Source organism: Mycobacterium sp. DL592, assembly GCF_011694515.1.
GTDB lineage: Bacteria > Actinomycetota > Actinomycetes > Mycobacteriales > Mycobacteriaceae > Mycobacterium.
Genome location: NZ_CP050192.1, coordinates 3,516,923 through 3,541,768, shown reverse-complemented (window position 1 = coordinate 3,541,768; position 24,846 = coordinate 3,516,923). Strand labels below are relative to the sequence as shown.

Annotated in this window: 20 protein-coding genes; 6 read left to right on the top strand and 14 right to left on the bottom strand. The window is 65.6% G+C overall.

Translation table 11 applies throughout. The annotated features are described in order from the left end of the window. Window positions 1-96: 96 nt before the first annotated feature. The 5 genes from HBE64_RS16975 to HBE64_RS16955 form a co-directional block, all read right to left on the bottom strand. The gene (locus tag HBE64_RS16975) at window positions 97-294 is read right to left on the bottom strand and encodes a hypothetical protein (RefSeq protein ID WP_167104589.1); all 198 of its coding nucleotides are present in this window, start codon (window positions 292-294) and stop codon (window positions 97-99) included. A 50-nt stretch (window positions 295-344) separates the two neighbouring features. Beyond that, window positions 345-1,295 carry a carbamate kinase gene (locus tag HBE64_RS16970; protein ID WP_243841352.1) on the bottom strand — a complete coding sequence of 317 codons (951 nt, stop codon included), beginning with the start codon at window positions 1,293-1,295 and terminating at the stop codon, window positions 345-347. Between the two features lie 12 nt (window positions 1,296-1,307). After that, complete coding sequence (gene argF, locus HBE64_RS16965; protein ID WP_167104585.1) at window positions 1,308-2,318, bottom strand: ornithine carbamoyltransferase; 1,011 nt, start codon at window positions 2,316-2,318, stop codon at window positions 1,308-1,310. A 391-nt stretch (window positions 2,319-2,709) separates the two neighbouring features. Beyond that, window positions 2,710-3,597, bottom strand: a complete 888-nt coding sequence (locus HBE64_RS16960; protein ID WP_243841351.1) for a polyphosphate kinase 2 family protein — start codon at window positions 3,595-3,597, stop codon at window positions 2,710-2,712. A 67-nt stretch (window positions 3,598-3,664) separates the two neighbouring features. Next, a complete protein-coding gene (locus HBE64_RS16955) occupies window positions 3,665-6,163 on the bottom strand; it encodes a plasma-membrane proton-efflux P-type ATPase (protein ID WP_167104581.1) in 2,499 nt (832 codons plus the stop codon). Window positions 6,164-6,909: 746 nt separating this feature from the next. Between HBE64_RS16955 and HBE64_RS16950 the strand changes: the two genes are divergently transcribed. The 6 genes from HBE64_RS16950 (at window position 6,910) to HBE64_RS16925 (ending at window position 13,873) form a co-directional block, all read left to right on the top strand. Further along, entirely contained in the window at window positions 6,910-7,770 is an 861-nt protein-coding gene (locus tag HBE64_RS16950; RefSeq protein WP_167104579.1) for a slipin family protein, read from the top strand. Next, the gene (locus HBE64_RS16945; RefSeq protein WP_167104577.1) at window positions 7,767-8,219 is read left to right on the top strand and encodes a hypothetical protein; all 453 of its coding nucleotides are present in this window, start codon (window positions 7,767-7,769) and stop codon (window positions 8,217-8,219) included. The genes HBE64_RS16950 and HBE64_RS16945 overlap by 4 nt, the downstream gene beginning before the upstream one ends. Beyond that, complete coding sequence (locus HBE64_RS16940) at window positions 8,216-9,304, top strand: zinc-dependent alcohol dehydrogenase family protein (RefSeq protein WP_167104574.1); 1,089 nt, start codon at window positions 8,216-8,218, stop codon at window positions 9,302-9,304. Before HBE64_RS16945 ends, HBE64_RS16940 begins: the two co-directional genes overlap by 4 nt. A 96-nt stretch (window positions 9,305-9,400) precedes the next feature. Next, a complete protein-coding gene (locus tag HBE64_RS16935; RefSeq protein ID WP_167104572.1) occupies window positions 9,401-10,084 on the top strand; it encodes a DUF5994 family protein in 684 nt (227 codons plus the stop codon). A gap of 142 nt (window positions 10,085-10,226) precedes the next feature. Beyond that, entirely contained in the window at window positions 10,227-12,863 is a 2,637-nt protein-coding gene (mgtA, locus tag HBE64_RS16930) for a magnesium-translocating P-type ATPase (RefSeq protein WP_371743996.1), read from the top strand. 68 nt (window positions 12,864-12,931) lie between these two features. After that, entirely contained in the window at window positions 12,932-13,873 is a 942-nt protein-coding gene (locus HBE64_RS16925) for a D-2-hydroxyacid dehydrogenase family protein (protein WP_167104569.1), read from the top strand. On the opposite strand, the gene HBE64_RS16920 is transcribed toward HBE64_RS16925, so the two are convergent. The 9 genes from HBE64_RS16920 to HBE64_RS16880 form a co-directional block, all read right to left on the bottom strand. Next, a complete protein-coding gene (locus HBE64_RS16920) occupies window positions 13,867-15,135 on the bottom strand; it encodes an amidohydrolase family protein (RefSeq protein ID WP_167104567.1) in 1,269 nt (422 codons plus the stop codon). The two genes, HBE64_RS16925 and HBE64_RS16920, sit on opposite strands and share 7 nt — an antisense overlap. A gap of 13 nt (window positions 15,136-15,148) precedes the next feature. Further along, window positions 15,149-15,922 carry a class II aldolase/adducin family protein gene (locus HBE64_RS16915; RefSeq protein ID WP_167104565.1) on the bottom strand — a complete coding sequence of 258 codons (774 nt, stop codon included), beginning with the start codon at window positions 15,920-15,922 and terminating at the stop codon, window positions 15,149-15,151. A 72-nt stretch (window positions 15,923-15,994) separates the two neighbouring features. After that, window positions 15,995-17,587 carry a class I adenylate-forming enzyme family protein gene (locus HBE64_RS16910; protein WP_167104563.1) on the bottom strand — a complete coding sequence of 531 codons (1,593 nt, stop codon included), beginning with the start codon at window positions 17,585-17,587 and terminating at the stop codon, window positions 15,995-15,997. 482 nt (window positions 17,588-18,069) lie between these two features. Continuing rightward, a complete protein-coding gene (locus HBE64_RS16905) occupies window positions 18,070-18,543 on the bottom strand; it encodes a CAP domain-containing protein (RefSeq protein WP_167104561.1) in 474 nt (157 codons plus the stop codon). 82 nt (window positions 18,544-18,625) lie between these two features. Further along, window positions 18,626-19,978, bottom strand: a complete 1,353-nt coding sequence (locus tag HBE64_RS16900; protein WP_167104559.1) for an MCE family protein — start codon at window positions 19,976-19,978, stop codon at window positions 18,626-18,628. 1 nt (window position 19,979) lies between these two features. After that, complete coding sequence (locus HBE64_RS16895) at window positions 19,980-21,131, bottom strand: virulence factor Mce family protein (RefSeq protein ID WP_305792190.1); 1,152 nt, start codon at window positions 21,129-21,131, stop codon at window positions 19,980-19,982. Further along, window positions 21,128-22,441, bottom strand: a complete 1,314-nt coding sequence (locus tag HBE64_RS16890) for an MCE family protein (RefSeq protein ID WP_167104556.1) — start codon at window positions 22,439-22,441, stop codon at window positions 21,128-21,130. Before HBE64_RS16890 ends, HBE64_RS16895 begins: the two co-directional genes overlap by 4 nt. Next, window positions 22,438-23,796: an MCE family protein gene (locus HBE64_RS16885; protein ID WP_167104553.1), complete on the bottom strand. Its 1,359-nt coding sequence runs from the start codon at window positions 23,794-23,796 to the stop codon at window positions 22,438-22,440. The genes HBE64_RS16890 and HBE64_RS16885 overlap by 4 nt, the downstream gene beginning before the upstream one ends. After that, a complete protein-coding gene (locus tag HBE64_RS16880; protein ID WP_167104550.1) occupies window positions 23,793-24,821 on the bottom strand; it encodes an MCE family protein in 1,029 nt (342 codons plus the stop codon). The genes HBE64_RS16885 and HBE64_RS16880 overlap by 4 nt, the downstream gene beginning before the upstream one ends. Between the last annotated feature and the right edge of the window lie 25 nt (window positions 24,822-24,846).

Sequence of the window (24,846 nt, the reverse complement as noted above, 5' to 3'; positions counted from 1 at the left end):
GCCGCAGGCGGACTTTGAGGTTCTCATGCCCAAGCACTTCCGTTCCTTCCTGGGAGTTGCGCGTGTCTGGGTTCCGCGGTGAAGCGGTGGACGCAATCAGCTGGGTTTGGGCAGGTTGCAGTTCGCCACCTTGGGGTTGATGCCGAAGTAATTCAGGGGTCCGGCGATCACGGTGACCGCGGTAGTCCCTGCACTGGAGCAGGTTTGGGCGGCGTGGGTGAAGTATCCGCGTTGTCCGGCCGCGACGGCACCGACGACGAGCCAGATGAGAACGATCAGTCCTAGCAGACGCATGAGGTTCCTCCTCCATGGATGGTTAGTAACCTGGTCGGCGGGTCTGCCGGTCAGTAGTAGTGGTGTCGGGTGCCCTCCGCAGGTTGCGGTGAGCGCGAATGCCGCGTTGGGGTGATCGTGGTGCCGGCGCTGCCGTCGAACAAGTCCTCTGTGGCATCCAGGGCGCCGATGGTGGCCGGCTGTCCGGTCGCGGCGACGAACCGGCGGCAGGCCTCGATCTTGGGCCCCATTGACCCGGAGGGGAACTGCATGGTCCCCAGCTCGTGCAGATCAATCTCGGTCAATTGCTTGGCTTGTGGCGTGCCGTAGTCGAGCATGACGCCGGCGACGTCGGTCAGCACCAGCAAGCGATGAGCGCCGACGGCGATGCCCAGCAATGCTGCGACGTAGTCCTTGTCGACGACTGCCTCGACACCGGTGAGCGCACCGGTGGTGTCTTCGGTGACCGGCGCGCCGCCACCGCCGCCGGCGATCACTACGGCTCCGGTATTCAGCAGCTCGGTGATGGAGTGCTGCTCGATGATGTGGCGCGGTTCGGGTGAGGCCACGACCCGCCGCCACTGGTCCGCGTCGGCGGCGATCGTCCAGCCGTGCTCGTCGGCCAACTCCTGGGCCCGATCCCGCGGGTAGCCGGGCCCGACGAACTTGGTCGGGACGGCGAACGCCGGGTCGGCCGAATCGACCAGCGTCTGGGTGACAAGGCCCACGACCGGCTTGCGCACCCCCGCGTTGCGCAGGGCCTGTGCCAGCCAATAGCCGATCATTCCCTGGGTCTGCGCGACGAGGTCATCGAGCGGGTAGGGGCGGGTCAGGGAGCGGTCGGTTTCGCTTTCCAACGCCAGCATTCCGACCTGCGGGCCGTTGCCGTGGCAGATGAGCAGATCGTGGTTGGCTGCCAACGGCGCGATCGCCTGGGCGGCGATCCGCACGTGCGTCAGCTGGATGCCGGCGTCCGGCTTCTCCCCACGCGCAAGCAGGGCGTTGCCTCCCAGGGCGATCACGATCCGCACCGGTCACCCACCGAACGCTCGGGTCATGACCGCCTTGATGGTGGGCATCCGGTTCGCCGCCTGGTCGAAGACGATCGAGGCGGGCGATTCGAAGACGTCCTCGGTGACTTCAGCGCCGACGAGCTGGAACTCGTCGCGAAGTCGGCGCCCGAGATCAGTGTCGGCGTTGTGAATCGAGGGCAGGCAGTGCATGAACTTCGTCCCGGATCGCCCTGTTGCCAGCATGACCTGTTTGGTCACCCGATAGGGCAGCAACAGCGGCACGCGGCTGGCCCACTCCTCGGTGGACTCGCCCATACTGACCCACACGTCGGTGTAGACGAAATCGGCGCCGTGGACACCGGTTTCGACGTCGTCGGTCACCAGTAGCCGGGCGCCGCTGCCGGCGGCCAGCACGTGAGCGGCGTCGACGACGTCGCGGGGTGGCCACAGCTCCCGTGGTGCGGCGATCCGGACATCCATGCCCAACAGTGCACCGGTCACCAGCAGGGAGCGGGCTACGTTGTTGCGGCCGTCGCCGAGGAAGCAGTAGGCGATCTGCTCGAGCGGACCTCGATGGTGTTCGGTCATGGACAAGATGTCGGCGAGCATCTGGGTCGGGTGCCACTCGTTGGTCAGCCCGTTCCAGACCGGTACCCCGGAGTCGTCGGCCAGTTCCTCGACGGAGGCCTGAGTGAAGCCGCGAAATGCGATACCGTCGAACATTCGGCCCAACACCCGGGCGGTGTCCGCGATGGACTCCTCCTTGCCAATGTGCGAGCCCTCGGGTCCGAGGTAGGTGACGTGTGCCCCCTGATCGTGCGCGGCGACCTCGAATGCGCATCGCGTGCGGGTGGAGGCCTTCTCGAAGATCAAGGCGAGGTTCTTGCCTGTGAGCTTGGGCGTCTCAACCCCGGCCTGTTTGGCGCGCTTGAGTTCGGCCGCCCCGTCGAGCAGGGCGAGGAATTCGTTCTTGTCGAGGTCCAGCTCCTTGAGCAGGCATCCGGGGTGTCGGATCGTTGTAAGGACGGTCATACCGGTGATACCTCCGAGTTGGGACGGGCGGCTCGACACAACCGGAAAGCCCAGTGCGGCTTGGCGATTGGCGGTACCGCCGAGATGATTTTCAATACCCGAATGAATTCTGGGCGGTGAGCGGATTGCTCCCGGGGCCGCGGCGCGCAGCGCGCAAACGAACCCGATCCAGGCCGGCTGGTTCAGCACCTCTTAGCCAACTCCCTGGCGTGCCAATAGTCAACCGAGGCCCGCGCTGGAAAGACCGCGGCTGCGAGTCCACTTCTGGGCGCGATCATCTCGCACCGTTCGGGTGCGACGGACGACACGTTCACGCGGACCTCGCTGTCGGTTCGGTATACCGACCGTGCGGCGTTGATGTCCCCCGGAGTTTTCTCGGGCAGACCTTCGGTCATGACGGCGACTGCGTCGCCGAGTTGACATCAGTGCCCAGAAGTTGCTTCTTTGCCTGCGCCAGTTCGGCTTTGGCGGTGTCGTCGACCTGCGGATAGTGCGGGTTGAGATCCCGTAGGGTATCCAGCAGCACCGAGGAGGTCGACAAGTGGCTGAACCATTTGTGGTCGGCTGGGATCACATGCCAGGGCGCCCAGTCGGTGCTGGTGTGGCTGAGCATGTCGCCAAAGGCCCGCTGGTAGTCGTCCCAGAACGCCCGCTCCCGCAGATCTGCGGCGGAGAACTTCCAGTTCTTCTCGGGTTCGTCGATGCGCGCCAGGAACCGGCGTTCCTGTTCACCCTTGGACAAGTTGAGGAACAGCTTGACGATGATGGTCCCGTTGTCGGTGAGGTAGCGCTCCCAATCGTTGATGTCGCGATACCGCCGCTGCCACAGGTCCTCTGAGACGAGCGCCGCGGTGCGGGGCCACAACAACTCCGGGTGCACACGGGTGACGAGCACGTTCTCGTAGTGGGACCGGTTGAACACAGCGATCCGCCCCAGTTCCGGCAGCGCGGTCTGGTGGCGCCACAGATAGTCGTGGGCCCGCTCGGTGGCCGAGGGCGCCTTGAAGCTGTACACATCGACCCCCTCGGGATTCAGACCGCTCATGACGTGCTTGATCGTGCCGTCCTTGCCGGCCGCGTCGATGCCTTGAAGAACGATCAACAGCGACCGGTCGGCCTGGGCGAAGAAGCGGTCCTGCAGATCCAGCAGCTCCGCCTCCGCCTCAGCCAGGGCGGCAGTGCCGGCATCTCTTCCCAGTTGCTCGTCGCGGCGGCCAGGATCGAAGTCCCCGACCAGGTCCACCGTGGACCCCGCTGAGACCCGGGTAGCCTTCGCCAACTCTTTCCATTGCACCGACAATGTCGCCTCCTGGTGATGTCAGATATCCGTCCTTCGGCGACCGCTGTCACCCACCACCGATGGCCGCGCAAGGTTCGGCCCGGTCTCCTTGGTTTCTCACCGGTTCCAGGATGCGGTAAGCGAGGAGTTTCACGCCGTCGCTGACGAGGAACCACACCAGGGCGTATGCCCAGACCAACCCGGCCCACTTCCAGCCCAGTGGAGTCATGAACAGTCCGTAGACGGCGATGAATGTGGCGATGGCCTGAGTACCGAAGACGGCGATCAACAGGATCCGGGCGGGGCGGATGGACCAGAAAGGTCCGCGGGTACGGGTGAGAAATATGGTGAGGTGCCCGGCGACGGACAACATGAGATACATCAGGGTCTGCACGCGCGGATGGCCGAGGTCGAAGACGCGGTCACCCAGATAGAAGAGGCCGAACGCGGCGATCGGGCCCAGCACGCCCAGCACGGTGGAGATCCCGAGCACCAGTGGCATGTTCCACGCCTCAGGCTCGTTGCGGTAGTGAACCTTGTCGTAGGCGATCGACAGGATGGCGCCGTCGTTGAGCAGCGCGAGCATCACGATCATGATCGCGGTCAGCGGGTAGAAGTTGAACACCAGGATTGCGGTAGTCATGAACAGCAGCACCCGCAGCGTTTCGGCGATGCGGTAGATCGCGTAGCTGTTCATCCGCTGAAAGATCTTGCGGCTCTCTTTGATTGCGTCGATGATCACCGACAGCCCCGGGGTCAGCAGGACTATGTCGGCGGCCGCCCGGGCGGCGTCGGTGGCCCCGGACACGGCGATGCCGCAGTCCGCCTTCTTCAATGCGGGTGCGTCGTTGACCCCGTCGCCGGTCATCCCGACGATGTGGCCGAGCTTCTGCAGGACATCGACGATGTGGTATTTGTGCTCCGGAAAGACCTGGGCGAAGCCGTCGGCGGCCTCGATCGATTTAGCCGCCGCCGCCGATTCGTCCTTCTTGGTATCGCCCAGGCCGGTGGCATCGAGGATGTCGGTCCCCAACCCGACCTTCGCGGCGGTTTCCCTGGCGATAGCCAGCGCATCACCGGTCACCATCTTGACGGCGACGCCCATGTCTCGCGCGGTGGCGATCGTGGCTGCCGCGTCCTCACGGGGTGGATCGAACAACGGCAGGGCACCGACGAACTGCCAATCGCCGCTTCCTTCGGCGCGGGCCACGCCCAGGGAACGGAAGCCGCGTTCGGCGAAATCGTTGACGGCGGCGTCGACGGCGGCAGTGATCTGTGCGGCGTTAGCGACCAACGCCAGGATGACTTGAGGGGCGCCCTTGGTGACCCGAAACGTCGTCCCATCGGCGGCGGTGACGCTGGCCTCGGTGCGTTTGTGCACCGGGTCGAACGGTGCGAAGTGGGTGACCGTATACCCCTGCAGGGCCGCCGCGTCGTCGAGACCGCCGAGCACAGCGCGGTCGATCGGGTCGTCGTTGTCGGCGCGGGAGGCCAACGCGGCATCGAGGATTACGGTCGCCGCCGTGACACCGTCGATGGCAAACGGGGTGCCCAACGTCAAGGCATTCTGGGTCAGGGTGCCGGTCTTGTCCGCGCACAGCACGTCGACGCCGGCGAGTTCCTCGATGGCGACCAGCCGGCTGACGATGGCCTGTTTCTTGGCCAGCAGCCGCGCCCCGACGGCCATGGTCACCGACAGCACGGTCGGCATCGCCACCGGGATCGCCGCCACGGTCAGGACCAGCGCGAACTGGAGGGTGGTCAGGATCGCGTTACCGCGCAGCAGCGAGGCGACGATGATGACCGCGACCAGAGCGACCGCCAGGATGATCAGGTAGTTGCCGATCTTGAGCACGGCACGCTGGAAGTGGCTGACAGTGTGTGCGTCGGTCACCAATTCGGCGGTCTTGCCGAAGTAGGTGTTGGCGCCGGTGGCATAGACCAGGGCATCGATCTCGCCCTGCCGGACGATGGACCCGGAGAACACCGCCGCACCCGCGGTGCGGGTGGCGGGCAGCGACTCCCCGGTCAGCGCGGACTGATCGACCTCGATCTCGTCGCCGTCGAGCAGCCGGGCGTCGGCGGGAACAATGTCACCCAGGCGCAGCCGGATGACATCACCGGGTACCAATTCGCGCGACGGCGCGGTGATCCATGCGCCGGCGCGGATGACGCGGGCGTTGATGGCCAGCTTGGCTTTCAGCGCCTCGATGGCGTTGCCGGCTTGGCGTTCCTCGGTGTAGCCGACCACGCCGTTGGCCAGTAGCAACAGCAGGATGATGAAGAAATCCGGCCAGTGCCCGACCGCGCCCGACAGGATGACGGCGATCTCGATCATCCAAGGGATCGGACCCCAGAAATAGCTGAGGAACTTCAACAGCGGGTTGGTCTTGTGCTCTGCGATCTCGTTGGGCCCGTATTGAGCCAACCGCTTCGCCGACTCAGCTGTGGTGAGCCCGTCTGGCGAATAACCGAGTTGCTTCTCGACCTGGGCTAGCGGCGCCGATTTAAAACCGGTCTCCGGTTCGGTGGTGCTCGCAGCGGGCGACGGCGTGTCAGTGGTCATCGCGTCAATCCGCATCCGTGGGGAGCGTGCCGAAAGGGCGCACGACGCCGGCGCACCGTGAACGTCAATGGGGTTGACGGCGGGCAGATATCCATTGTGCTTACCAGTGCTTGCCGTTATCACCTGAAGGTCCGGCGCGAGCGGCTGCTCATCACGCGAGCGGCTGCTCATCAGAAGACAGCGGCGGACAGCTGCCCTCATCCCGGACTGGCTGTGGGGCTCAACCGTTCCCGACGCTACACCCCGCGGGCGCGATCTACCGCGTTGACCGGACGCTAGCTTTCTCCGAAACCTCTGTGCACCCACGGCCGCGGTACCCGACCGACGCGTAAGGATACTTATGGCGCAAAGGGGGGAGGCTGCGAATCCGGCCACCGCGTGATGAGCTCAAATCTGATGCCCCCGATGGCACTGGTGCGCAACATATTCGCCTTGACTGCGCACGGTAGGGCGATCGGCGTCCCCTGCCTAAGACTGGATTTCGGGTGCTGATCGGGCCAGTGCTCGGCGACAAATAGGCGGCGCTCATCGAGGGGGTGTAGCGTTGGACCTGGCTGAGAATGTCAGCTGGTCCGGGATTAGTTCGGCTGTCCGCCGCAGAACTTGAGGAGCTTTGGCTCCGAGCCGTGACGCGCCGGTGATCGTCTCGACGTCGGGATCACCATGATCAATTCACTCGGTATTGTCTCCGTCTGTTCTGCACGATCACGCTGCGCATTGCCGACCGATTCGAGGGGTGGTCGGCGATGACAACGCTCGTGTTGGTCCTCAGTGTTGTGGTTGTCGTGCTGTTGTTGGCCGCTGCCATGTCGGTGCGCATCGTCAAGCAGTACGAGGTCGGGGTGCTGTTCCGGTTGGGCCGCGTGGTCGGGGAGCGCGCCCCGGGGCTGCGCGTCATTATTCCGTTTGTCGATGTGCTGCATCGTATTTCGCTTCGGATCGTGACGATGCCGATCCAATCCCAGGGCATTATCACGCGCGATAACGTCAGTGTCGACGTGTCGGCGGTGGCTTACTTCAAAGTGGTCGATGCGGTGAAGTCCGTTGTCGCGATCGAGAACGTGCACGCGGCGATCGACCAGATCGCGCAAACCACGCTGCGAAAGGTGGTCGGCCAGCACACTCTGGACGAGACACTCTCGGAGACCAACAAGATCAACCTGGACATCCAAGACATCCTCGACGTCACCACCATCGAATGGGGTGTGCAGGTCACGCTGGTGGAGCTCAAGGACATTCAGCTGCCCGACAGTATGAAGCGGGCGATGGCGCGCCAGGCGGAGGCTGAACGGGAGAAGCGCGCGAAGATCATCAACGCTGAAGGTGAGTCCTTGGCAGCCGCGGCGTTGGGGGACGCTTCGGACACCATGATGGCGCACCCCCTGGCGCTGCAGTTGCGCAACCTGCAGACCCTCGTCGAGCTCGGCGTCGACAAGAACACCACCGTCGTCTTTCCCGCTCCCTTGATGTCGACCATCGCCGAACTCGGTGCATTCCTGGCTCGTGAGGGCGCTGCCGCGGGCGAGCCGGAGCCGCAGCCACAGCCGCCGATCACCGTGCCGGAACCGGTTGCGGCAGTGGGCAATAGAACGGGGAGTGCGCCGTGATCGTCATCGTCGGATTGGTGATTCTGGCTGTCGCCGGGATCGTGGCGATCACCGGCGTCCTGGCCAACGCCGGACCCGACCATCCGCTGACCGGGAACTTCTCGGTGCTCGGCTATCACGTCACGGGTTCGACCGGCACGTTGTTCTTGTTCGGGATCGCGGTCGGCGCGCTAGCGATGCTCGGACTGAGCGTATTGCTGGCCGGTGCCCGGCGCACTGCGCAGCGTGGCCGGGACGCCCGAGTCGAACTCAGGCGCTCGCAGCAGGAGTCCGCGTTCCTCAACCGCGACCGGGACCTGCTGCTGGAGCAGCAGCGCTCCGGCAGGGACCCCGGCACTGCGGTGGCCTCGGCCGAGCCCACGACGCACCCCAATCGAATTCCGCTCCTCGGTCGCTGGTCGCGTGGGCGCCAGCCGACGGGCACAACGGACGAGGCACGACGATCATGAAGGCGCTTGTGTATCACGGTCCGGGGCGTCGTTCGTGGGAAACTGTGCCCGACGCCAGAATTCACGAACCGACCGACGCCGTAGTGCGGGTTGACGCTGTCACAATCTGCGGCACCGATCTGCACATCCTCGGCGGCGACCTGCCGGAGGTGACCGCGGGCCGGATCCTCGGCCACGAGGCTGTCGGCACTGTTACCGAGGTGGGTTCGTCGGTGCAGAAGCTCGCCGTTGGCGACCGGGTGCTGGTGTCGTGTGTCTCGTCGTGCGGAAGCTGCCGATACTGCCGCGACGGCAGCTACGGGCAGTGCCTCGGTGGCGGTGGCTGGATCCTCGGCCATCTGATCGACGGGACCCAAGCCGAGTTGGTGCGGGTTCCGTTCGCGGACAACTCCACCTACAAGGTTCCCGACGGGGTCACCGACGAGCAGATGATCGTCCTTGCCGACATCCTGCCGACAGCTTATGAAGTGGGAGTGCTCAATGGCGGTGTCCGTCCCGCCGACACCGTCGCGATCATCGGTGCGGGGCCCATCGGGCTGGCTGCGATCATGACCGCTCGACTGTTCAGCCCCGCGCACATCGTGGCGATCGATCTGGCCGACTCCCGGCTGGAGGCGGCGCGCAAGTTCGGCGCCGACACCGTGGTCAACAGTGGCCGCGATGATCCGGCGCTCGTCATCGGGCAGCTGACCGGGGGACTGGGAGCAGACGTGACGATGGAGGCGGTCGGGCTTCCTCAGACGTTCGAACAGGCGGTGCGGCTGGTCCGTCCCGGCGGTCACGTCGCCAACATCGGTGTGCACGGGGCGCCGGCGACTCTGCATCTGGAAGACATCTGGATCAAGAACCTCACCATCACCACCGGCCTGGTGGACACATACTCGACTCCGACGCTGATCGGACTGGTCGCCAGTCAGCGGCTCGACACCACACCGATGGTCACCCACCGATTCGGCTTCGACGAGTTCGAGCGCGCCTACGATGTGTTCGCCAACGCCGCCGACACCGGAGCGTTGAAGGTGCTGCTCACCTCTTGGCGCGGGCATGAGGTTTCCGTTCACGTGCCGTCCACCCCGGCGGGCTAGTCTTCAGTGCAACGAGCCGGGAAATGACTCGCGGTCTCGCCGATACGTTCCCGTCGTCTTCCCGGCCATTTGTTGACCGGGTTACGGAGTAGCCGCATGACGCCGAACCCGAACACCGCCCACTCATCAGGTCTCGCAGGCAACCCCACTTTCGATAGGTCCACGCGACTCCAGCTCAATCCGAGCGGACCGGCTGAGCCCTACTTGGACGGAGCCTGGTGGCCCCGTTCCACCGAGCTGGCGGTTGAGCTGCCCGGGTTGCTCGCCGAGTTGTCTGCGCAACTTGGTCCGGTCGTACTCATCGGCTATCGGCGCGGCGCCTGGACTGTCGTCCCGGACCACCTCGACCTGGCCGAGCGCGTGGTGCACTTGCAGGGCTTTGTCTCATCGGGCCCGCCGACGTTGGTCGTCGTCGATGACAGTGGCAGGCGCGTCACGCTGCGCGTTGTGCCGCCCGATACCGAGGATGCCTCGGCGGTCCAGCTGATGGTGAGTGCTGCCACTGATCACTCGGACGGGCGCGACAACGGCGTCTCCGCGATCAACGCCCAGGCGGCGGTTGCCAACTCGCTCGACGAAGTCGCCATGAGGCTTGCCCGGCTGCCCGGCACCACCGGCCGCCCCGGGCAAGCCGAGCTGATCTCCCGGTGGGTCATCGAAGCTGCCGATCAGTTCCGGGATGCGCCGATACAGGCCTTCGTTCCGATCCTCGTCGAGCACATCGTCCGCGGCTGGCTCTACAACGAGCGCGCCGATCGTCCTGCTCGCAGCGCCGGTTGAGAGCAACCGCATTGGTGGCTTTCAGCCCTATAGGTCGCCCACCCTGCCACGTCAGAATGCTCTGCGTGACAGCGAAGACGACGAAGAAGGTCCGGTGGGTGTCGCGACGTGAGCCTTCGATCAGCGGGAGCGGAGTAGTGCCGTGCCGATAATTCCGAAAGCACCGGACTCCGCACTGACCGACACCCTGACCGCAGGGCGGGTCGCCTCGGCCGCGGCTGATGAGGTCCTGGGCTGGTTGGACAGCTCTGCCGGGGGACTGTCGAGCGCCGAGGTGTCCGCCCGACGGGCACGGTACGGCCCGAACGCCGTCCGAACCCATCATGTCAACGCGTTCGCAGTACTGGGGCGTCAGCTGCGCAGCGCTGTCCTGATCCTGCTGGCGGCAACGGCCGTGGTCTCGTACTTTCTCGGCGACAGCCTGCAAGCGATCATCATCGGGGTGATTCTCGCGGCCAGCATTGGCCTGGGTTTCATCAACGAGTACCGCGCCGAGCGGGCGGCCGCTGCGCTGCACTCGGGGGTGCGTCACACCGCGGTCGCGCGGCGCGACGGGGCATTCGTCTCCGTCGATGTCACCGAACTCGTGCCCGGTGACGTGATTCGGCTGTCGCTGGGCGAGGTCGTCCCCGCGGACATCCGCCTGATCGAGGTCAACGGTCTGGAATGCAACGAGAGCATCTTGACCGGGGAATCGATGGGCTCGGAGAAATCGGCCCAACCGGTGGCCGCCGGAGCTGAATTGGCCGAGTCCGACGATCTGGCGTTCATGGGCACGATCGTCAGCGGGGGCGAGGGAACCGGGGTGGTGTACGCCACCGGCCGAAACGCCGAGTTCGGCCGCATCGCAGCCGGGTTGGGTGAACGCCAGCCCGAAACCGACTTTCAGGCCGGGCTGCGCAAGTTCTCCTATCTGTTGTTGCAAGTCGCGATCGCGTTGACGGTGCTGATCTTGGTCAGCAACCTCCTACTGCGTAAGCCGGTGATCGATTCGGTGCTGTTCTCGCTGGCGATCGCGGTGGGAATCACACCACAACTGCTGCCCGCGGTGGTCAGTGCCAGCCTGGCGACCGGTTCGCGGCAACTCGCCAAGGCCAAGGTTCTGGTGAAGCGCCTGGTATGTATCGAAGATCTGGGCGATATCGACATTCTGATCACCGACAAGACCGGCACTCTCACCGAGGGCAGCATCAGTTTGGTCGACGCGGTCGATCCTGTTGGTGCGCACAGCGACTCGGTGCTGCGACTCGGGTTGCTGGCCACCGATGTCGACCCGGAGTCGGGCGGGGTCGGCGCCAACCCATTGGATGCCGCGCTCTGGGAGTCTCCGCAGGCGAAGGACGTGGTGGGCGCCGGCGTGCAACGCATCGCGTGTGTGCCGTTCGACCACGTGCGCCGCGCCACGTCGGTGCTGGTCGACGACAACGGCAAACGGGTGCTCGTGCTCAAGGGGGCGCCCGAGCAGGTACTGGTCCGGTGCCAGGGCACGCCGGAAGCGACGCAGCACACCCTGGACGCATTGTTCGCAGCGGGGCGCCGGGTTGTCGCGGTGGCTGTCAGACCTGCCGCCGAACTGACGACGATCACCGGAGACGAATCCGATCTGATGCTGGCCGGCTTCGTTGTCTTCGCCGACGAGCCCAAGGCCGCCGCGCGCGAGTCCCTGGCCCGGCTTGCGGCTTTGGGTATCGAGCTGAAGATCGCGACCGGCGACAATCCCCGGGTTGCCGAGAAGGTCTGCGCTGACTTGGGTTTGGTGTCGAAGGGTACCGTGACCGGTGCGCAGTTGGAGGCTCTGGGCGCAGACGATTTCACCGCCGCCGCGCAGAACAACACGATATTCGCCCGCATCTCCCCGGAGCAGAAAGCCCAGCTGATCACCTCTGCGCGACGCAGCGGGCGATCAGTGGGATTCCTCGGCGACGGTGTCAACGACGCGCTGGCGCTGCACGCCGCCGACGTGGGGATCTCCGTGGAGAGCGCCACCGATGTCGCCAAGGACGCCGCCGATGTGGTGCTCCTGGAGAAGGATCTCGGCGTGCTGGCGACCGGCGTGGCCGAAGGCCGGCGGATTTTCGCCAACACCATCAAATACGTGCTGATGGGCACTTCGAGCAATTTCGGCAACATGTTCAGCGCTGCCGCCGCATCCGCGTTACTGCCGTTCCTGCCGATGCTGCCCAGCCAGATCCTGCTCAACAACCTGCTCTACGACAGCTCGCAACTGGCGATCCCCACCGACCGTGTCGATCAGGAGCAACTTCAAGCTCCGTCACACTGGAACATTGGGTTCATCCGACGGTTCATGCTGGTTTTCGGGCCGATCAGTTCGCTGTTCGACTTCCTGACCTTTGGTCTGATGTTGGGGGTGCTGCACGCCGGTGCCACCGAGTTCCGCACCGGTTGGTTCGTGGAATCCCTTGCCACCCAGACGTTGATCATCTTCGCCATCCGTACCCGGAGGGTGCCGTTCTTCCGCAGCCGAGCCAGCGTGCCGTTGACCATCACGAGTCTGACGGTGGTTGCGGTCGGCGTGCTGATCACGATTTCGCCGCTGGCCCGCCCGCTTGGCTTCACGCCGCTGCCGCTGCAGTTCTTCGGCGCGCTCGCCGGGTTCGTGGTGGTCTACCTGGTCCTCGTCGAATTCACCAAGAAGTGGTTCTACGCCGAGCAGACCCGCGAAGCCGGCAAGCCGCAACGGACCCGCGGTCGTGAGCACCGCATTCACCGGCGTGCCGCGCGGTTCAGTCACGCAGGCGACATCTCTGCACGCACCTGACGGCGGCATCCACGGACTTGTTCCCCGGCGGTGCAAGGATGAAGCATCGGGAACGCAAACGGAGGTGGATGGTGGGACGCGTCAAGGTCGCGGTCCTCGATGACTATCAGAACGTCGCGCTGCAGTCGGCGGACTGGTCATCGGTGGCCGAGCGCGCCGACATCACGGTCTTCAACGACCATCTGGCCGACCCCGATGAACTGGTGGCCCGGCTTGCGGACTTCGACGTCGTCTTCGTAATGCGGGAACGAACACCGTTGCCGCGCAGCATCATCGAACGTCTGCCCCGGCTGAAGATGATCGCCTCCACCGGCCCGTTCAACGCCTCGATCGACATGGCTGCGGTCCAGGACCACGGCATTCACGTCGGGACCACCGGCGGCACGGTGGCCGCCACCGTCGAGCTGACCTGGGCGCTGGTCCTGGCCGCCGCACGGAACCTCGTCGCCGAGTCACTGTCGGTGCGCGACGGCGGCTGGCAGACCTCGGTGGGACGCGAACTGGCCGGCCGCACACTCGGCGTCCTCGGTCTGGGCCGCATCGGCACCCGTGTCGCGCGCATCGGGGAGGCATTCGGGATGAAGGTCGTCGCCTGGAGCCAGAACCTCACCCCGGAGGCGGCCGAGGAGGCCGGCGCCACGCTGGTCACCAAGGACGAGCTGTTCGCCACCGCCGATGTGCTCACCGTCCACATGAAGCTCAGCGAGCGGTCCGCCGGTCTGGTCGGCGCGCCCGAACTGGCGCAGATGAAGCCGACCGCCGTGCTGGTGAACACCTCCCGCGGACCGATCGTCGACGAGGCGGCATTGGTCGAGGCCCTGCGGTCACACAGCATTGCCGGGGCGGCGCTCGACGTCTTCGACACTGAACCGCTGCCGGCCGGGCATCCGCTGCGCACCCTCGACAACGTGCTCGCCACACCCCACATCGGCTACGTCGCCGACCGGCCCTACCGCATCTTCTTCCGTGATGCGGTGGGCGCTATCTCGGACTGGCTCGACACTCAGTAGGCGTCCGGATCCTGCTGCACGGCCACCGGCACCGGATGCTGGTAGAGCCGAGAAGCGTTCTCCCACGTCACCTTTCGGATGATCTCCTCAGGCAGGCCGTGGATCTGCTGGCGGATGGTCTCCTGGGTGTGCGGCCATGTCGAGTCGCAGTGCGGGTAGTCCGCCTCGAGCAGGATGTTGTCCTGGCCGATCCGGTCGTACTGGACGAATGAGGACTGGTCTTCGACCGCGCAGAACCAGAAGTTCCGTGTGAAGACTTCGGCGGGGGTCAGGGTCTCGCCGAGTGCCTTCCACGTGCCGTACATCTCGTGATAGCTGAGCATGTGGTCGAGGCGGTCGAGAAGCCCTGCGACCCAGCCGATTCCACCCTCAGACAGGCAGATCTTCAGGTCCGGATACCGGGTACACACCCCGGAGTACAGCCAATCCACCGCCGCGGAGATGGCGTAGGCGAAGAAGAGCACACCTGCAACGTCGGGTGGCGCGTCGTCGGTGGTCGACGGTGACGTCCCCGACGACCCGATGTGCAGGTTCACCACCGTTCCGGTCTCCGCGCAGGCCGCCATCATCGGCTCCCAGTAACCGGAGTGGATCGTCGGAAACCCCAGCAGCGCCGGGTTTTCGCTGAAGGTCACCGCGTGAAAGCCGCGTTCGGCGTTCTCGTAGATCATCTTGGCCCCGACGTCGGGGTCCAGTAGCCAGGGCAGCTGGCAGGGGATGATCCGCTCCGGATAGGGGCCCGCCCACGCCTCGAGGTGCCAGTCGTTCCAGGCCCGCACCGAGGCCATCGCCAGGTCGCGGTCGGTGGTCACCTGCTGCAGGCGCTGGCCGGCGAAACCGGGAAGGAAGGACGGGAAGTTCAGCGAGGCGTATATGCCGTTGATGTCCATGTCGGCCACCCGCGCATGGATATCCCAAGCGCCGCGGCGCATCTCGTCGAACCGGGCCGGCTCGAACCCGTACTCCGACACCGGCCGGCCGACGACCGCGTTGAATCCGACGTTGGGCAGCGACTGCCCGTCATACATCCACGTCTGCCCGCCGTCGTCGGTGTCGACCACCCGTGGGGCCCGGTCGGCGAACTTGCGGGGGACCCGTCCCTCGAAGGTGTCCGGCGGCTCGACGATGTGATCGTCGACGGAGATGACGGTGTAGTGCCGTTTGGCGCGCGGTGGGTCGGGAAGGAAGGTCACGGTCCGGTCGGCGCCGGTCTTGGCGGTGGTGAAGTTCAGGTTCGTCTGCAACTCGTCGATGGACGCCATAGGTCAGACTCCTTCAGTCCAGTACGCCGCGGTCGGCTTTGATGGTCATGCGTGCCGCGCCCGCCCAGTACACGTCGGCTGCCCGCTCGATGAGGGAGGCCTGCATACCGACCATGTCGCCGCGGTTCATCTGCGACGGGGTGCGGCCGGTCAGCATCACGTCGTAGGCCAGCCGGCACACCCGCTCGATCGACACCGCGCGGTACACCGCGGCGGCCAGGTCGTGTCCCGTGGCGATCACCCCGTGGTTGGCGAGGATCACCAGATTGGCCGATCCGATCTGCTGCGCCAATTCGGCTGCGCGCCATGGGGTGTCGATCTCACCGTCGTACTTGTCGACCAGGTACATGTCGTCGAGGAACAGCGCCCCGGTCTGGTGCACGAGTTCGGGCAGCACGCCGAGCGCGGCGATGAGGCTGACGTAGTACGGATGATTGTGGATCACCACGCGGGCGTCGGGGCGGATCCGGTGGATCTCGGTGTGGATGTGGATGGCCGGGGTGACGTCCCAGCGTCCGCGGACCACCCGGGCGTCCTCGTCGACCACGCAGATGTCGGATGCGGTGAGTTCGGCCCACCACAAGCCCCAGGGGTTGACGTACATGTCGGTGCGGCCGTCGGGCTGCCAGGTGATGTGGCCGGCCATGTTCTCGGCGAACCCGATGCCGGCGAGGTGGCGGAACGCGATCGCCATCTTCTGCTCGTCGCTGAGGTCGACCCCGATGCGGGGCACCTTCGACGGCGCCCATACGCCCAAGCCGCCCCGGCGGACTTCTTCGGTACTCATCGCTCGGTTCCCGCTCGCTCCGGTCCTCGCTCGTGCCTCATTGCGATCCTCACTCGCGCTCACCTTCGGTACTCATGATTGCTCCAGTGTCGACCGGATCAGGTCGCGAAGTTGGCCTTTGGCGATCTTGCCGCCCGAGGACCGCGGCAGTTCGTCGAGGATCTCCAGCCGCTCGGGCAACAGTTCCTTGGACATGCCTTGGCCCAACAGATGCTCGACCAGGGCGGGCAGATCCAGCGGGTAGCCGTCCTTGAGTTCGGCGTAGACGCACACCCGCTCACCGAACAACGGGTCGGGCATGGCGACCGCCGCGGCCACGGCGACGGCGGGGTGGGTGGCGACGACCTCCTCGACCTCGACCGCACTGATGTTCTTGCCGCCGCGCAGGATGAAGTCCGATGTCCGGCCGGTCAAACGCAGATACCCCTCGGTGTCCAGTTCGCAGATGTCGCCCATCCGCATCCAGCCGTTGCGGGTGTAGAGCTTGTCGTGGTCGACGCCGCCCAGGTAGCCCATGCTCAGGGCCGGCCCTCGGCAAACCGGTTGCCCGCGGCCGGTTTCGGTGACGTCGGTGTCGCCGTCGAACAGCCGTACCTGCATCTCGGGGACGATGCGCCCAGCGGTCCGCAGCCGGTGATGCAGCGAGTCCTTGGTGGTGGTCGCGCTGAGCATGCCGGTCTCATTGGACCCGTAGAACTGCAGGATCGTCACACCGGTCAGGTCCTCGAACTGCGCGGCCTGGGTGTAGGGCAGCGGCTCACCGCCGGTGAACACCACCCGCAGGCTGCTCAGATCGTGCACCCGGGACGCGTCGCTGGCCAGCATCATCATCAGCTGGGTGCTGACACAGCACAGCACCGTCGCGCGGTAGCGCTCGACCGCCGCGCATGTCGCCGCCGCGTCGAAGCGCTCGATGCGCACGGCCGTCGCCCCGAGGCTGATGGGGGTGACGTGCGAGGTCCACAGCCCGAAGCCGAACGGTGTGGGGATCACCGGCAGGAAGACGTCGTCGGCGGTGAGCTCGCCGTTGGCCACCGCCTTCTGGTGAAAGTAGTGCCAGCGGTTCTGGGTGTGGACGACACACTTGGGCAGGCCGGTGGTGCCCGAGGTGGAATTGATCAGGAACGGCTCGTCGGGCCCGAGGGGCGACAGGTTCGCGGCCGGCGGCGCGACGGTGTCGAGGTGCAGATCGCCGGACTCGTCGAGGACGACCGCCGGCACGGACGCGTCAGAGGCGACCGTGGCGGCCCGCTCGCAACGGGCGGCGTCGCTGACGATCAGTGAGGGTGCGGTGGTGGCGACGATGTGGGTCGCCTCTCGCACGCCGGCGCGGGCGCCGAGGCCGACGGTCACCGCGCCGCAGCGTTCGATCGCGACGAACAGGACGTGGATGGCGGCGGTGTCGCCATGCCAGACCGCGACCCGGTCACCGGGGCTGACGCCCCGCGCCCGCAGCTGCGCGGCGAGGTTGGTGGCGGCGGCGTCGAACTGCGACCACGTCAGGACGCGGTCGGAGCCGTCCAGGTGGAAATCGACGTAGGCCGTTTTGTCGGGGACCGATGCGGCGCTCTCGACGACCCGGTGCGACAGAGTGGAGTCCGACCACCAGCCTTGGGCCCGATAGTGCGCGGCTTCCGCGCTGGTCGTGGCTGGGTCGACGGCCATCGGCAAATCATAGGGTGGCCGACGGTGGGGGAGATGATGTTCGAAAGTTGCAGTGGAGAGTCACGGCTCAACCGGGTCGGCAGCGAACAGCCGAGGTCGAACCAGTCCGCGGCTACGCGCGCGGCGGGGCCTACTTGTGGGCAGGGCGCTTCAGCAGGTACTGAAGCCAACGAACATCGAGCAACATGAGTCCAAAGGTAGGGCCGGAAATTAAGGTGGCGGCCCTCCAGCGCTAATACGTCGCTAAGAGTTTTTGCCAGAGCGCCATTAGCTTCGGGCAGGAGCGCGCTCCTCTGAGGCGTCTGACGAGGTGAACTCCTGCTCGGGACGGGCGGTGCCGCCGCCGCTCGCAGCTGGCTCTGCTGCATCAGATGTTGCCAGCGGAGGCCGGGACCGGCCGCGACGATATGGGCCGCGGGTGCCGGCCGACGGGCACGCAGTTAATAAGCGTCACGTCGTGTGGTCTGGGACGTGACTCACTGTCAGGCCGGCTGGCCGTACACCGCGACCAGCACCGAACGGTCCAGGCTGTTCGCCGACCACACACCGATCGCGGTGTTGGCGCAGTTGGACATGATCGCCAGATAGTCAGGGTTGTAGTACCACTGGTTGATCACGTCGAGGTTGTTGATCGCCAGCGCGGGGTTGATCGCCACAGTCTCGAACACCGCTCCCTTGAAACCCGCTGCCGCGGCCCGTGATTGGGGAGTCGACCCGTCCGATCCGATGTCGCCGTCGAGGGCGCGATTGTTCAGCACGTCGTCGGTGTGCCATTGTGCGGCCAACGTCAACGCCGGATTCTTCTTGACGTCGTTGGTGCACCCGGCCTGGTGCTGAACGGTGTACACATTGGCCACCACACCGTTGTTGAGCCGGGTGTTGTCGGCGTTCGCGATGCCCACCGAGAGCGGCAGGGCGGCAACGACGACAGCGCCTGAGGTCAGGGCTCGTCGCATCAGTCGATGGTCCATCGTGGTTCCTCAATTGCGTCTCGGTGACGAGGTGAGCATAGCGGCGTCCAGCACCGCCGGCGGGCGCTCAGGACCCGGCAGGGGTGAGCATCGATTGCCATGTGGTGTTCTGGTTCGCCGGTGGTGCCTGCGGTGCTGCCCCCGGTGGAAGCTGGGGGATGCCCTGGCCGGACAGGGTGGCGTTGGGGTCGCCCTTCCAGTTGTTGCCGTCGTTGATGGGCACGTACTGCTCGTTGCTCTCGCACATCTTGACTGTGGGCGCGCGCTTGCCGGGCACGGTCTCGCAAGGGATGTTGCGGGCGCCCCGGACGTTCAACTGCGAATCCTGCGGCACGCGGCAGTACAGATCGCCGGGGGCGCGGTCGGGGTAGTCGACCAGGCTCGGGATTCGGACCTGCTGGGCGGGCAGGAACCCGGTGGTGCAGGCCGGCGGTAGGTTCACATTCAGGTTGAACGAAAGGTATTCGCCCTTGTAGGCCTGCTTGGTGTTCGCATTGGCGACGAAGGTGCCCTGCCCCACGCCGACCGCTTGCGGGAGGACGACGAGGAGTTGTTCGATCGAGTCCTTGTAGTCGATGCCGACCTGTCCGACGCTGGCCAGGTTCGCTGCCAGCACCGGCAGCGTGGGCTTGAGGCGATTGATGAGCTTGCGGGCCTCGTCGGTCGCGATGACGACGCCCTGCTGGTCGATGAGTCCGGCTACCGCATCGTTGTGCTGCTGCAGGTCGCTGGTGACTGTCGCGAGGTGGGATGCCCAGGCCTGGACAGCCTGAGCGGACTGGGACTGGGAATCGAGCACCGGCTTGGAGTTGTCGATGAGATTGATCAGCGGGTCGAGGTTGGCGCGTGCGTCGATCGCCAAGGTCGTTGAGCCCCTGACGATCTGGGACAGCTGGGGGCCGAGGCCGCCGACCGCGGTATAAGCCTCGTCGATCGCGGTTTTGAGGTTGTCCCGCGGAATTGCCTGCAACCCGGTGTTGGCTGCATCGAGCAGCGAGTTGATGTCCGGCGGGATCGAGGTATCGGCGCGGGGAATCACGTCACCGTCCTTGAGCGGCTGGGCGGTCCCGTTGCGGGGAATCAGATCGACGTACTGCTCGCCGATGGCTGACTGGCTGTGCACTTCGGCCTTGAGGTCCGAGGGGATGTCGATGCCTGATTTCAGCGACAACACGGCTTTGACACCGGTATTGGTCAGCCCCACCGACTCGACGCGACCTACCTCCACGCCACGGTAGGTGACGTTGCCGGTGCCGTAGAGGCCACCGCTCTCCGGCAGTTCCAGGGTCACGCTGTAGCGGCCGATACCGAACATCTTGGCCGGTAGCTTCAGGAACTGCAGTGCCATCACCGCGATCGCGATCACCGCGATGGAGGTGAAGATCGCGAGCTGGATCAGCATTCTCCGGGTCAGATGCATGTCACGGCCCTTGGTCGAATCGGTACGGGGCGACCAGCGGATTGGCCTTGGTGTAGGGGCTGGGGAACTGGCCGATGGTCCGACCCCACTGCATCTCCAGTTCGGTGAGATTGCCCTCCCAACGAGTTCCGGTGAAGATTCCCTGGTCGATCCGGCTCAAGGTGAGGTCGACGATCGCGGTCATGTTCGCGTAGTCCCCCCGCTGCCACTTCTCGATGGTTTCGTTGGGGAACGGGAACGTCAGAATGAGACTGAGGGCGCGGGTCATACTCGGCCCGGCGTTGGCTAGCGATTCCAGTACCGGGCCGATCTCTTTGAGTTCCTTGACCAGGCTGGCCTTGCTCTGGTCGACGGTGCCGACGACCCGTTGACTGAACCTGCCCAGCGCGTCGGCGGCAGCCACGAGGTTCCCGCGCTCGTTGTTGAGCACCGCCAGTGCCTCGGGAACGGTCTTGAGCGCCTTGTCCAGGGTCGGCTGATTCGCGGCGAACGTGCCCGCGACCTTGTTGAGGCTCTGGGTCGCTGCGATCATGTCGTCGGTCTGGTCGTTGAAGTTGGCGGCGAACCGGTCGAGCTCACTGATCATGCTGCGCAGGTCCTGCTCGCGGCCTCGGAAGGCGGTGCTGAACGCCTCGGTGATGTCCTGAACCTGGCCCAGCCCGCCGCCGTTGAGGACCATCGACACCGCGGCCAGCGTCTGCTCGACGGTGGGGTAGGCCGCCGAGTGGGACAGCGGGATGAGCGACCCCTCGTGCAGCCGGCCTTGCGGCGGTTCGTCTGTGGGAGGGCTCAATTCGATGTGCTGGGAGCCCAGGATGCTGGTCAGTCCGATCTTGGCGATCGAGTTCGCCGGCATGTTCACGCCACCGTCGAGGCGCATCGTCACCAGTGCGTGCCAGCCCTGCAGTTCGATCTTGGTGATGTGTCCCACGGTGGCGTCGCCGACGCGTACCCGGGAGTTGGGCTGAATGTTGTTGATGTCAGGCATTTCCGCGGTGATCTCGAACGACCCGGGTCCGTTGCCGGTGGTGCCGGGCAGCGGCAGTGAGTTGAGGCCCTGCCAGTTCTTGAGCTCGCAGCCCGACGATCCGCCCGCCAGGGCCAGGATGAGCACGATGCCGGCCGCCCGCCGATACCACCGACGGCGTGTCACGAGCCACCCCCGGCTGCCGGAGTCATCATTCCTGCCAGCCCGGCGTTCGGGTCGCTCTGCTGCGTCGGCGGCGTCTCTGCGGCAAGCGGGGAAGGTGGTTGCGCCGCGGGCCCGGGTGCTGCCGGGGGAGCCGGCGGCACAAAGTCCGGTCGCATCCAGTCCTCGCTGTAGGTCACTTCGTTGGGCCGGGCCTGGGCCCCGTTGAGGAGGTTCTCCCCGATCGGCGGGAAGTTGTACTGCCGGTTTTTCATGATTGGTGCCAGATATTGCACGCACAGTTTCGAGGCCTGCTCGGCACCTAGACGGGAGGCCGCCTGAATTGCGCCGCACAGGAACGAGATCGGGTTGGCGAAGTTGTTCACCGCCAACGCTCCGGTGAACGCACCGTTGGCGGGTTCGTAGATGTTGTTGAAGTTCTGGACGGTGGACGGCGCGATGTGCAGGGTCTGCTTGATGTCGTCGAGGCTGTCGTTGAGAGCCGTGCTGATCGAGGCGAGTTTGTCTGCCGTCGTTCCGATGGTCTCACCGTTCTCGTCGACGAAGGTCTTGACGTCACCGATCACGGAGTTCATGTCGACGAAGGCGTCGCCGATCTTGCCTGGGTCGTCAGCCAGCACGCCGCTCACCGAGGCGAGGTTGTTGTTGAGCTGACCGAGTAGATCGCTGCTGCCGCGCAGTGCCGTGACGAGGATGGACAGGTTCTTCAGCGTGGAGAAGATGTCGCCACTGTGGTCTCCGAGCGCCGACATCACCTGGGAGAGTTTGAGAATGGTCTCGCGGATCGCACCACCCTGACCCCGCAGGTTGTCGGCGGTGGTGTTGATGAAGGAGCCCAGTGTGCTGACCCCGCCCGGTTCGGTGGGTGCCAGCAGTTCGGTCAGGCGTTTGAGCTGGACGCGGACCTCGTCCCATTCGACAGGAACCGCGGTGCGGTCGCGTGGGATCACCGCGCCGTCGGCGAGGGTGGGGCCGCCGGCATAGACCGGTGTGAGTTGGATGGCCCGGCCGGTGACGAGCATGGGGGACAGGATCGCGGCTTTGGCATCGGCCGGCACCTTGAACTTACGGTCGAACCAGAACGAGACCTTGACGCCATCGGGTTGCGGCACAACCTTTTCCACCCGGCCCACGGGCACCCCGAGGATTCGGACGTCATCGCCGGGGAACAGCGCGATGCTGTTCTCGAAGTAGCCGACCACCTCGACTCGGTCCATATGGTCGACCGCCCGGACGGCCAGCACGCCACCGGCGATCACGGTCAGAGCCAGGACTGCGGCAAGAAGGGTGCGGTACTTACGCAGTGTAGTCATTGCGATCCCCCGGAATGGGTGTCGGCGGGTTGTTCACCGGGCGCCGGCACCAGGAACGGAGCCGGTGTCGGTTCGGGAACCGACGCGATCCCGGGCGGTGATACTGCCGGCGGCCCGGGTGGTGGGCCACCCGGCGGCGGTGCGGGCAGCGGCTCCCGGTACGGGTAGCAGCCCGTGGGGCCGGGCAGCGCAATACCGGGCGGACCGCAGCCCTGATCGCCGGGGTTACCGGTGATCGCGTCGGGCAGGTTGAGATGCGGCCCACCACCCTGGCCGGTACGCGGGTAGGGCACCGGAAGCGCCGGGGTCGCGGGCTGGCCGACCTGGGGGTCGGTGCGCAGCGAGGGCAGCAGCGTGGCCGGGTCGACCCCGAGATCGGAGAATGCCGCGTCGATGAATGGCTGGACGAACTGACCCGGGAACAGGTTGACCACGTAGGCCTTGAAGAACGGCCCGGAGGACACCGATTCGCCGAGTGACATCGCGTAGCTGTTGAGCCGCTTGACCGCCTCCTGAATGCGTCCCTTGCGGTCGTCGACGATCGTCAAGACCCCGTTCAGTTTCTCCAGGGCCGGCTTGAGCTGCGCCCGGTTGTCGGCGATGAACCCCTTGAGTTGTTTCGAGACGGCCGAGATGTTGCGCCAGATCCGGTCGAGCGCAGCGCTCTGCTCGTTGAGTGCGAGCAACAGCGAGTTGGTCTGCCGCACCAGCGTGACGATCTGGTCGGTCCGCTTGGCCAGCACGTCGGTGGTCTTGGCGGCGTTGTCCAGCAGACTGCGAAGCTGGGCGTCCTGCTTGTCGAGCGTCTCGGAGAACCGCGCCACTCCGGCCACCGCGTTACGCAGGTCCGGCGGGGTGTTGGCGAAGGTCTGGGCCATGGTGGCCAGCGAGGCCGACAGCTGGTCGGTGTTCAGCCCGCTGATCGTGTTGGTCAGATCGCCCAGCGCGTCAGGCAATTGGTAGGGCGATGTCGTCCGGTCGATCGGGATCGGAGCCGACAGATCGCCGTCACCGACCGGGATGACGTCGAGCATCTTGGTGCCCAGCAGACCCTTCGTCTTGATCGCCGCGGTCGTGCGCTCACCGAGGTGGACGTCGCCTTTGATCCGAAACTTCACCAGTACGTGCTGGCCGTCGAGTTCGATATCGGACACCTTGCCGATAGGGAGGCCCGAAACCTCAACGCCCGCGCCGGTGAACAGACCGCCCGCGTCGGCGAAGTAGGCCGAGTAGTTGCGACCCGGGTTGAGGAACGGAAGTTTCTGCCAATTCAGTGCGCCCATGACGATCCCGGCGATTACGACGGCGCCGACGGCACCGAGGATGAACGGGTTGCGCTCAGAGAAGGATTTCATTTCGGCGTACACCGCCCGGTGTCTTGGCCAGCGACCTTGACGTAAACCGGTTGTCCGCCTTTGCCATTGAGCTTCAGCACCAAATCGCAGAGGTAGAAGCTGAAGAAGTCGCCGTACATGCCCTGCCTGCCCAGCGCCTTGTACTTGTCGGGCAGCGTGTCGATGAGTTTCTCCAGATACTCGTGGTCGCCCACCGCGATCGTTGACACCCGATCTGTCTCGTGCACAACCTTTTTGAAGGGTTCGCGGGACTGGTCGAGAAGGTCGGCGACGGTCGCCGCCGCCGCGTTGGCGCTGGCGAAGGCGCCGGCGATATCGGTCCGGCGGGCGTTGAGGCCGTCGATCAAGCCGGACAGATTCGTCACGGCCTTGTCCAGTTGCGCGCTCTGCGGGCCCAGGGTGCCGAGTACCACATTGAGGTTGGTGACGACCTCACCGATCAGCTGATCGCGGTCGGCCAGCGTGTTGGTCAACACCGCGGCCTGATTCAAGAAGGAGGAGATGGTCGGCCCCTGGCCCTGCAGTGCCTGATCGAGCTGGCCGCTCAAGGCGTTGACCTGCTCGGGACTCAAGGCGCGAAACAGCGGCTTGAAACCGCCGATCACCGAATCCAGGTCGAGCGCCGGGGCGGTGCGGGTCACCGGAATCGTCGCGCCGGGTTGCAGGCGCTTGAGTCCACCGGCCCCCTCTTCCAGAGCCAGGAACCGGCCGCCGATCACATTGTCATAGCGGATGACCGCTCGGGTGCCCTCGGTCAGGGTGACGGTGTCGCTGGCGGAGAACTCGACGCGGACCGTCGCGTCCCGGTTGATCGTGATGTCGCCGACTTTGCCTACCTCGACTCCGGCGATCCGGACGAAGTCGCCGGATTTGAGGCCGGTGACGTTGGTGAACTCGGCGTTATAGGACCTACCGCTGCCGAAGCGGAACTGCGCGAAGACGGCGAGCAGGGCGAACGCGCCGAACAGACACACCGTGAGGAAGACGGCGAGGCGCCACACGGTAGCCCTCAGATTGTCTTTCACGGTCGGTTCTCCCGTCGGTGCTCGA

Coding starts and splice junctions, on each gene's coding strand:
- HBE64_RS16975 (WP_167104589.1), bottom strand. CDS start 294: ATGCGTCTGCTAGGACTGATCGTTCTCATCTGGCTCGTCGTCGGTGCC.
- argF (WP_167104585.1), bottom strand. CDS start 2,318: ATGACCGTCCTTACAACGATCCGACACCCCGGATGCCTGCTCAAGGAG.
- HBE64_RS16955 (WP_167104581.1), bottom strand. CDS start 6,163: ATGACCACTGACACGCCGTCGCCCGCTGCGAGCACCACCGAACCGGAG.
- HBE64_RS16950 (WP_167104579.1), top strand. CDS start 6,910: ATGACAACGCTCGTGTTGGTCCTCAGTGTTGTGGTTGTCGTGCTGTTG.
- HBE64_RS16940 (WP_167104574.1), top strand. CDS start 8,216: ATGAAGGCGCTTGTGTATCACGGTCCGGGGCGTCGTTCGTGGGAAACT.
- HBE64_RS16935 (WP_167104572.1), top strand. CDS start 9,401: ATGACGCCGAACCCGAACACCGCCCACTCATCAGGTCTCGCAGGCAAC.
- HBE64_RS16925 (WP_167104569.1), top strand. CDS start 12,932: ATGGTGGGACGCGTCAAGGTCGCGGTCCTCGATGACTATCAGAACGTC.
- HBE64_RS16920 (WP_167104567.1), bottom strand. CDS start 15,135: ATGGCGTCCATCGACGAGTTGCAGACGAACCTGAACTTCACCACCGCC.
- HBE64_RS16915 (WP_167104565.1), bottom strand. CDS start 15,922: ATGAGTACCGAAGAAGTCCGCCGGGGCGGCTTGGGCGTATGGGCGCCG.
- HBE64_RS16910 (WP_167104563.1), bottom strand. CDS start 17,587: ATGGCCGTCGACCCAGCCACGACCAGCGCGGAAGCCGCGCACTATCGG.
- HBE64_RS16905 (WP_167104561.1), bottom strand. CDS start 18,543: ATGCGACGAGCCCTGACCTCAGGCGCTGTCGTCGTTGCCGCCCTGCCG.
- HBE64_RS16900 (WP_167104559.1), bottom strand. CDS start 19,978: ATGCATCTGACCCGGAGAATGCTGATCCAGCTCGCGATCTTCACCTCC.
- HBE64_RS16890 (WP_167104556.1), bottom strand. CDS start 22,441: ATGACTACACTGCGTAAGTACCGCACCCTTCTTGCCGCAGTCCTGGCT.
- HBE64_RS16885 (WP_167104553.1), bottom strand. CDS start 23,796: ATGAAATCCTTCTCTGAGCGCAACCCGTTCATCCTCGGTGCCGTCGGC.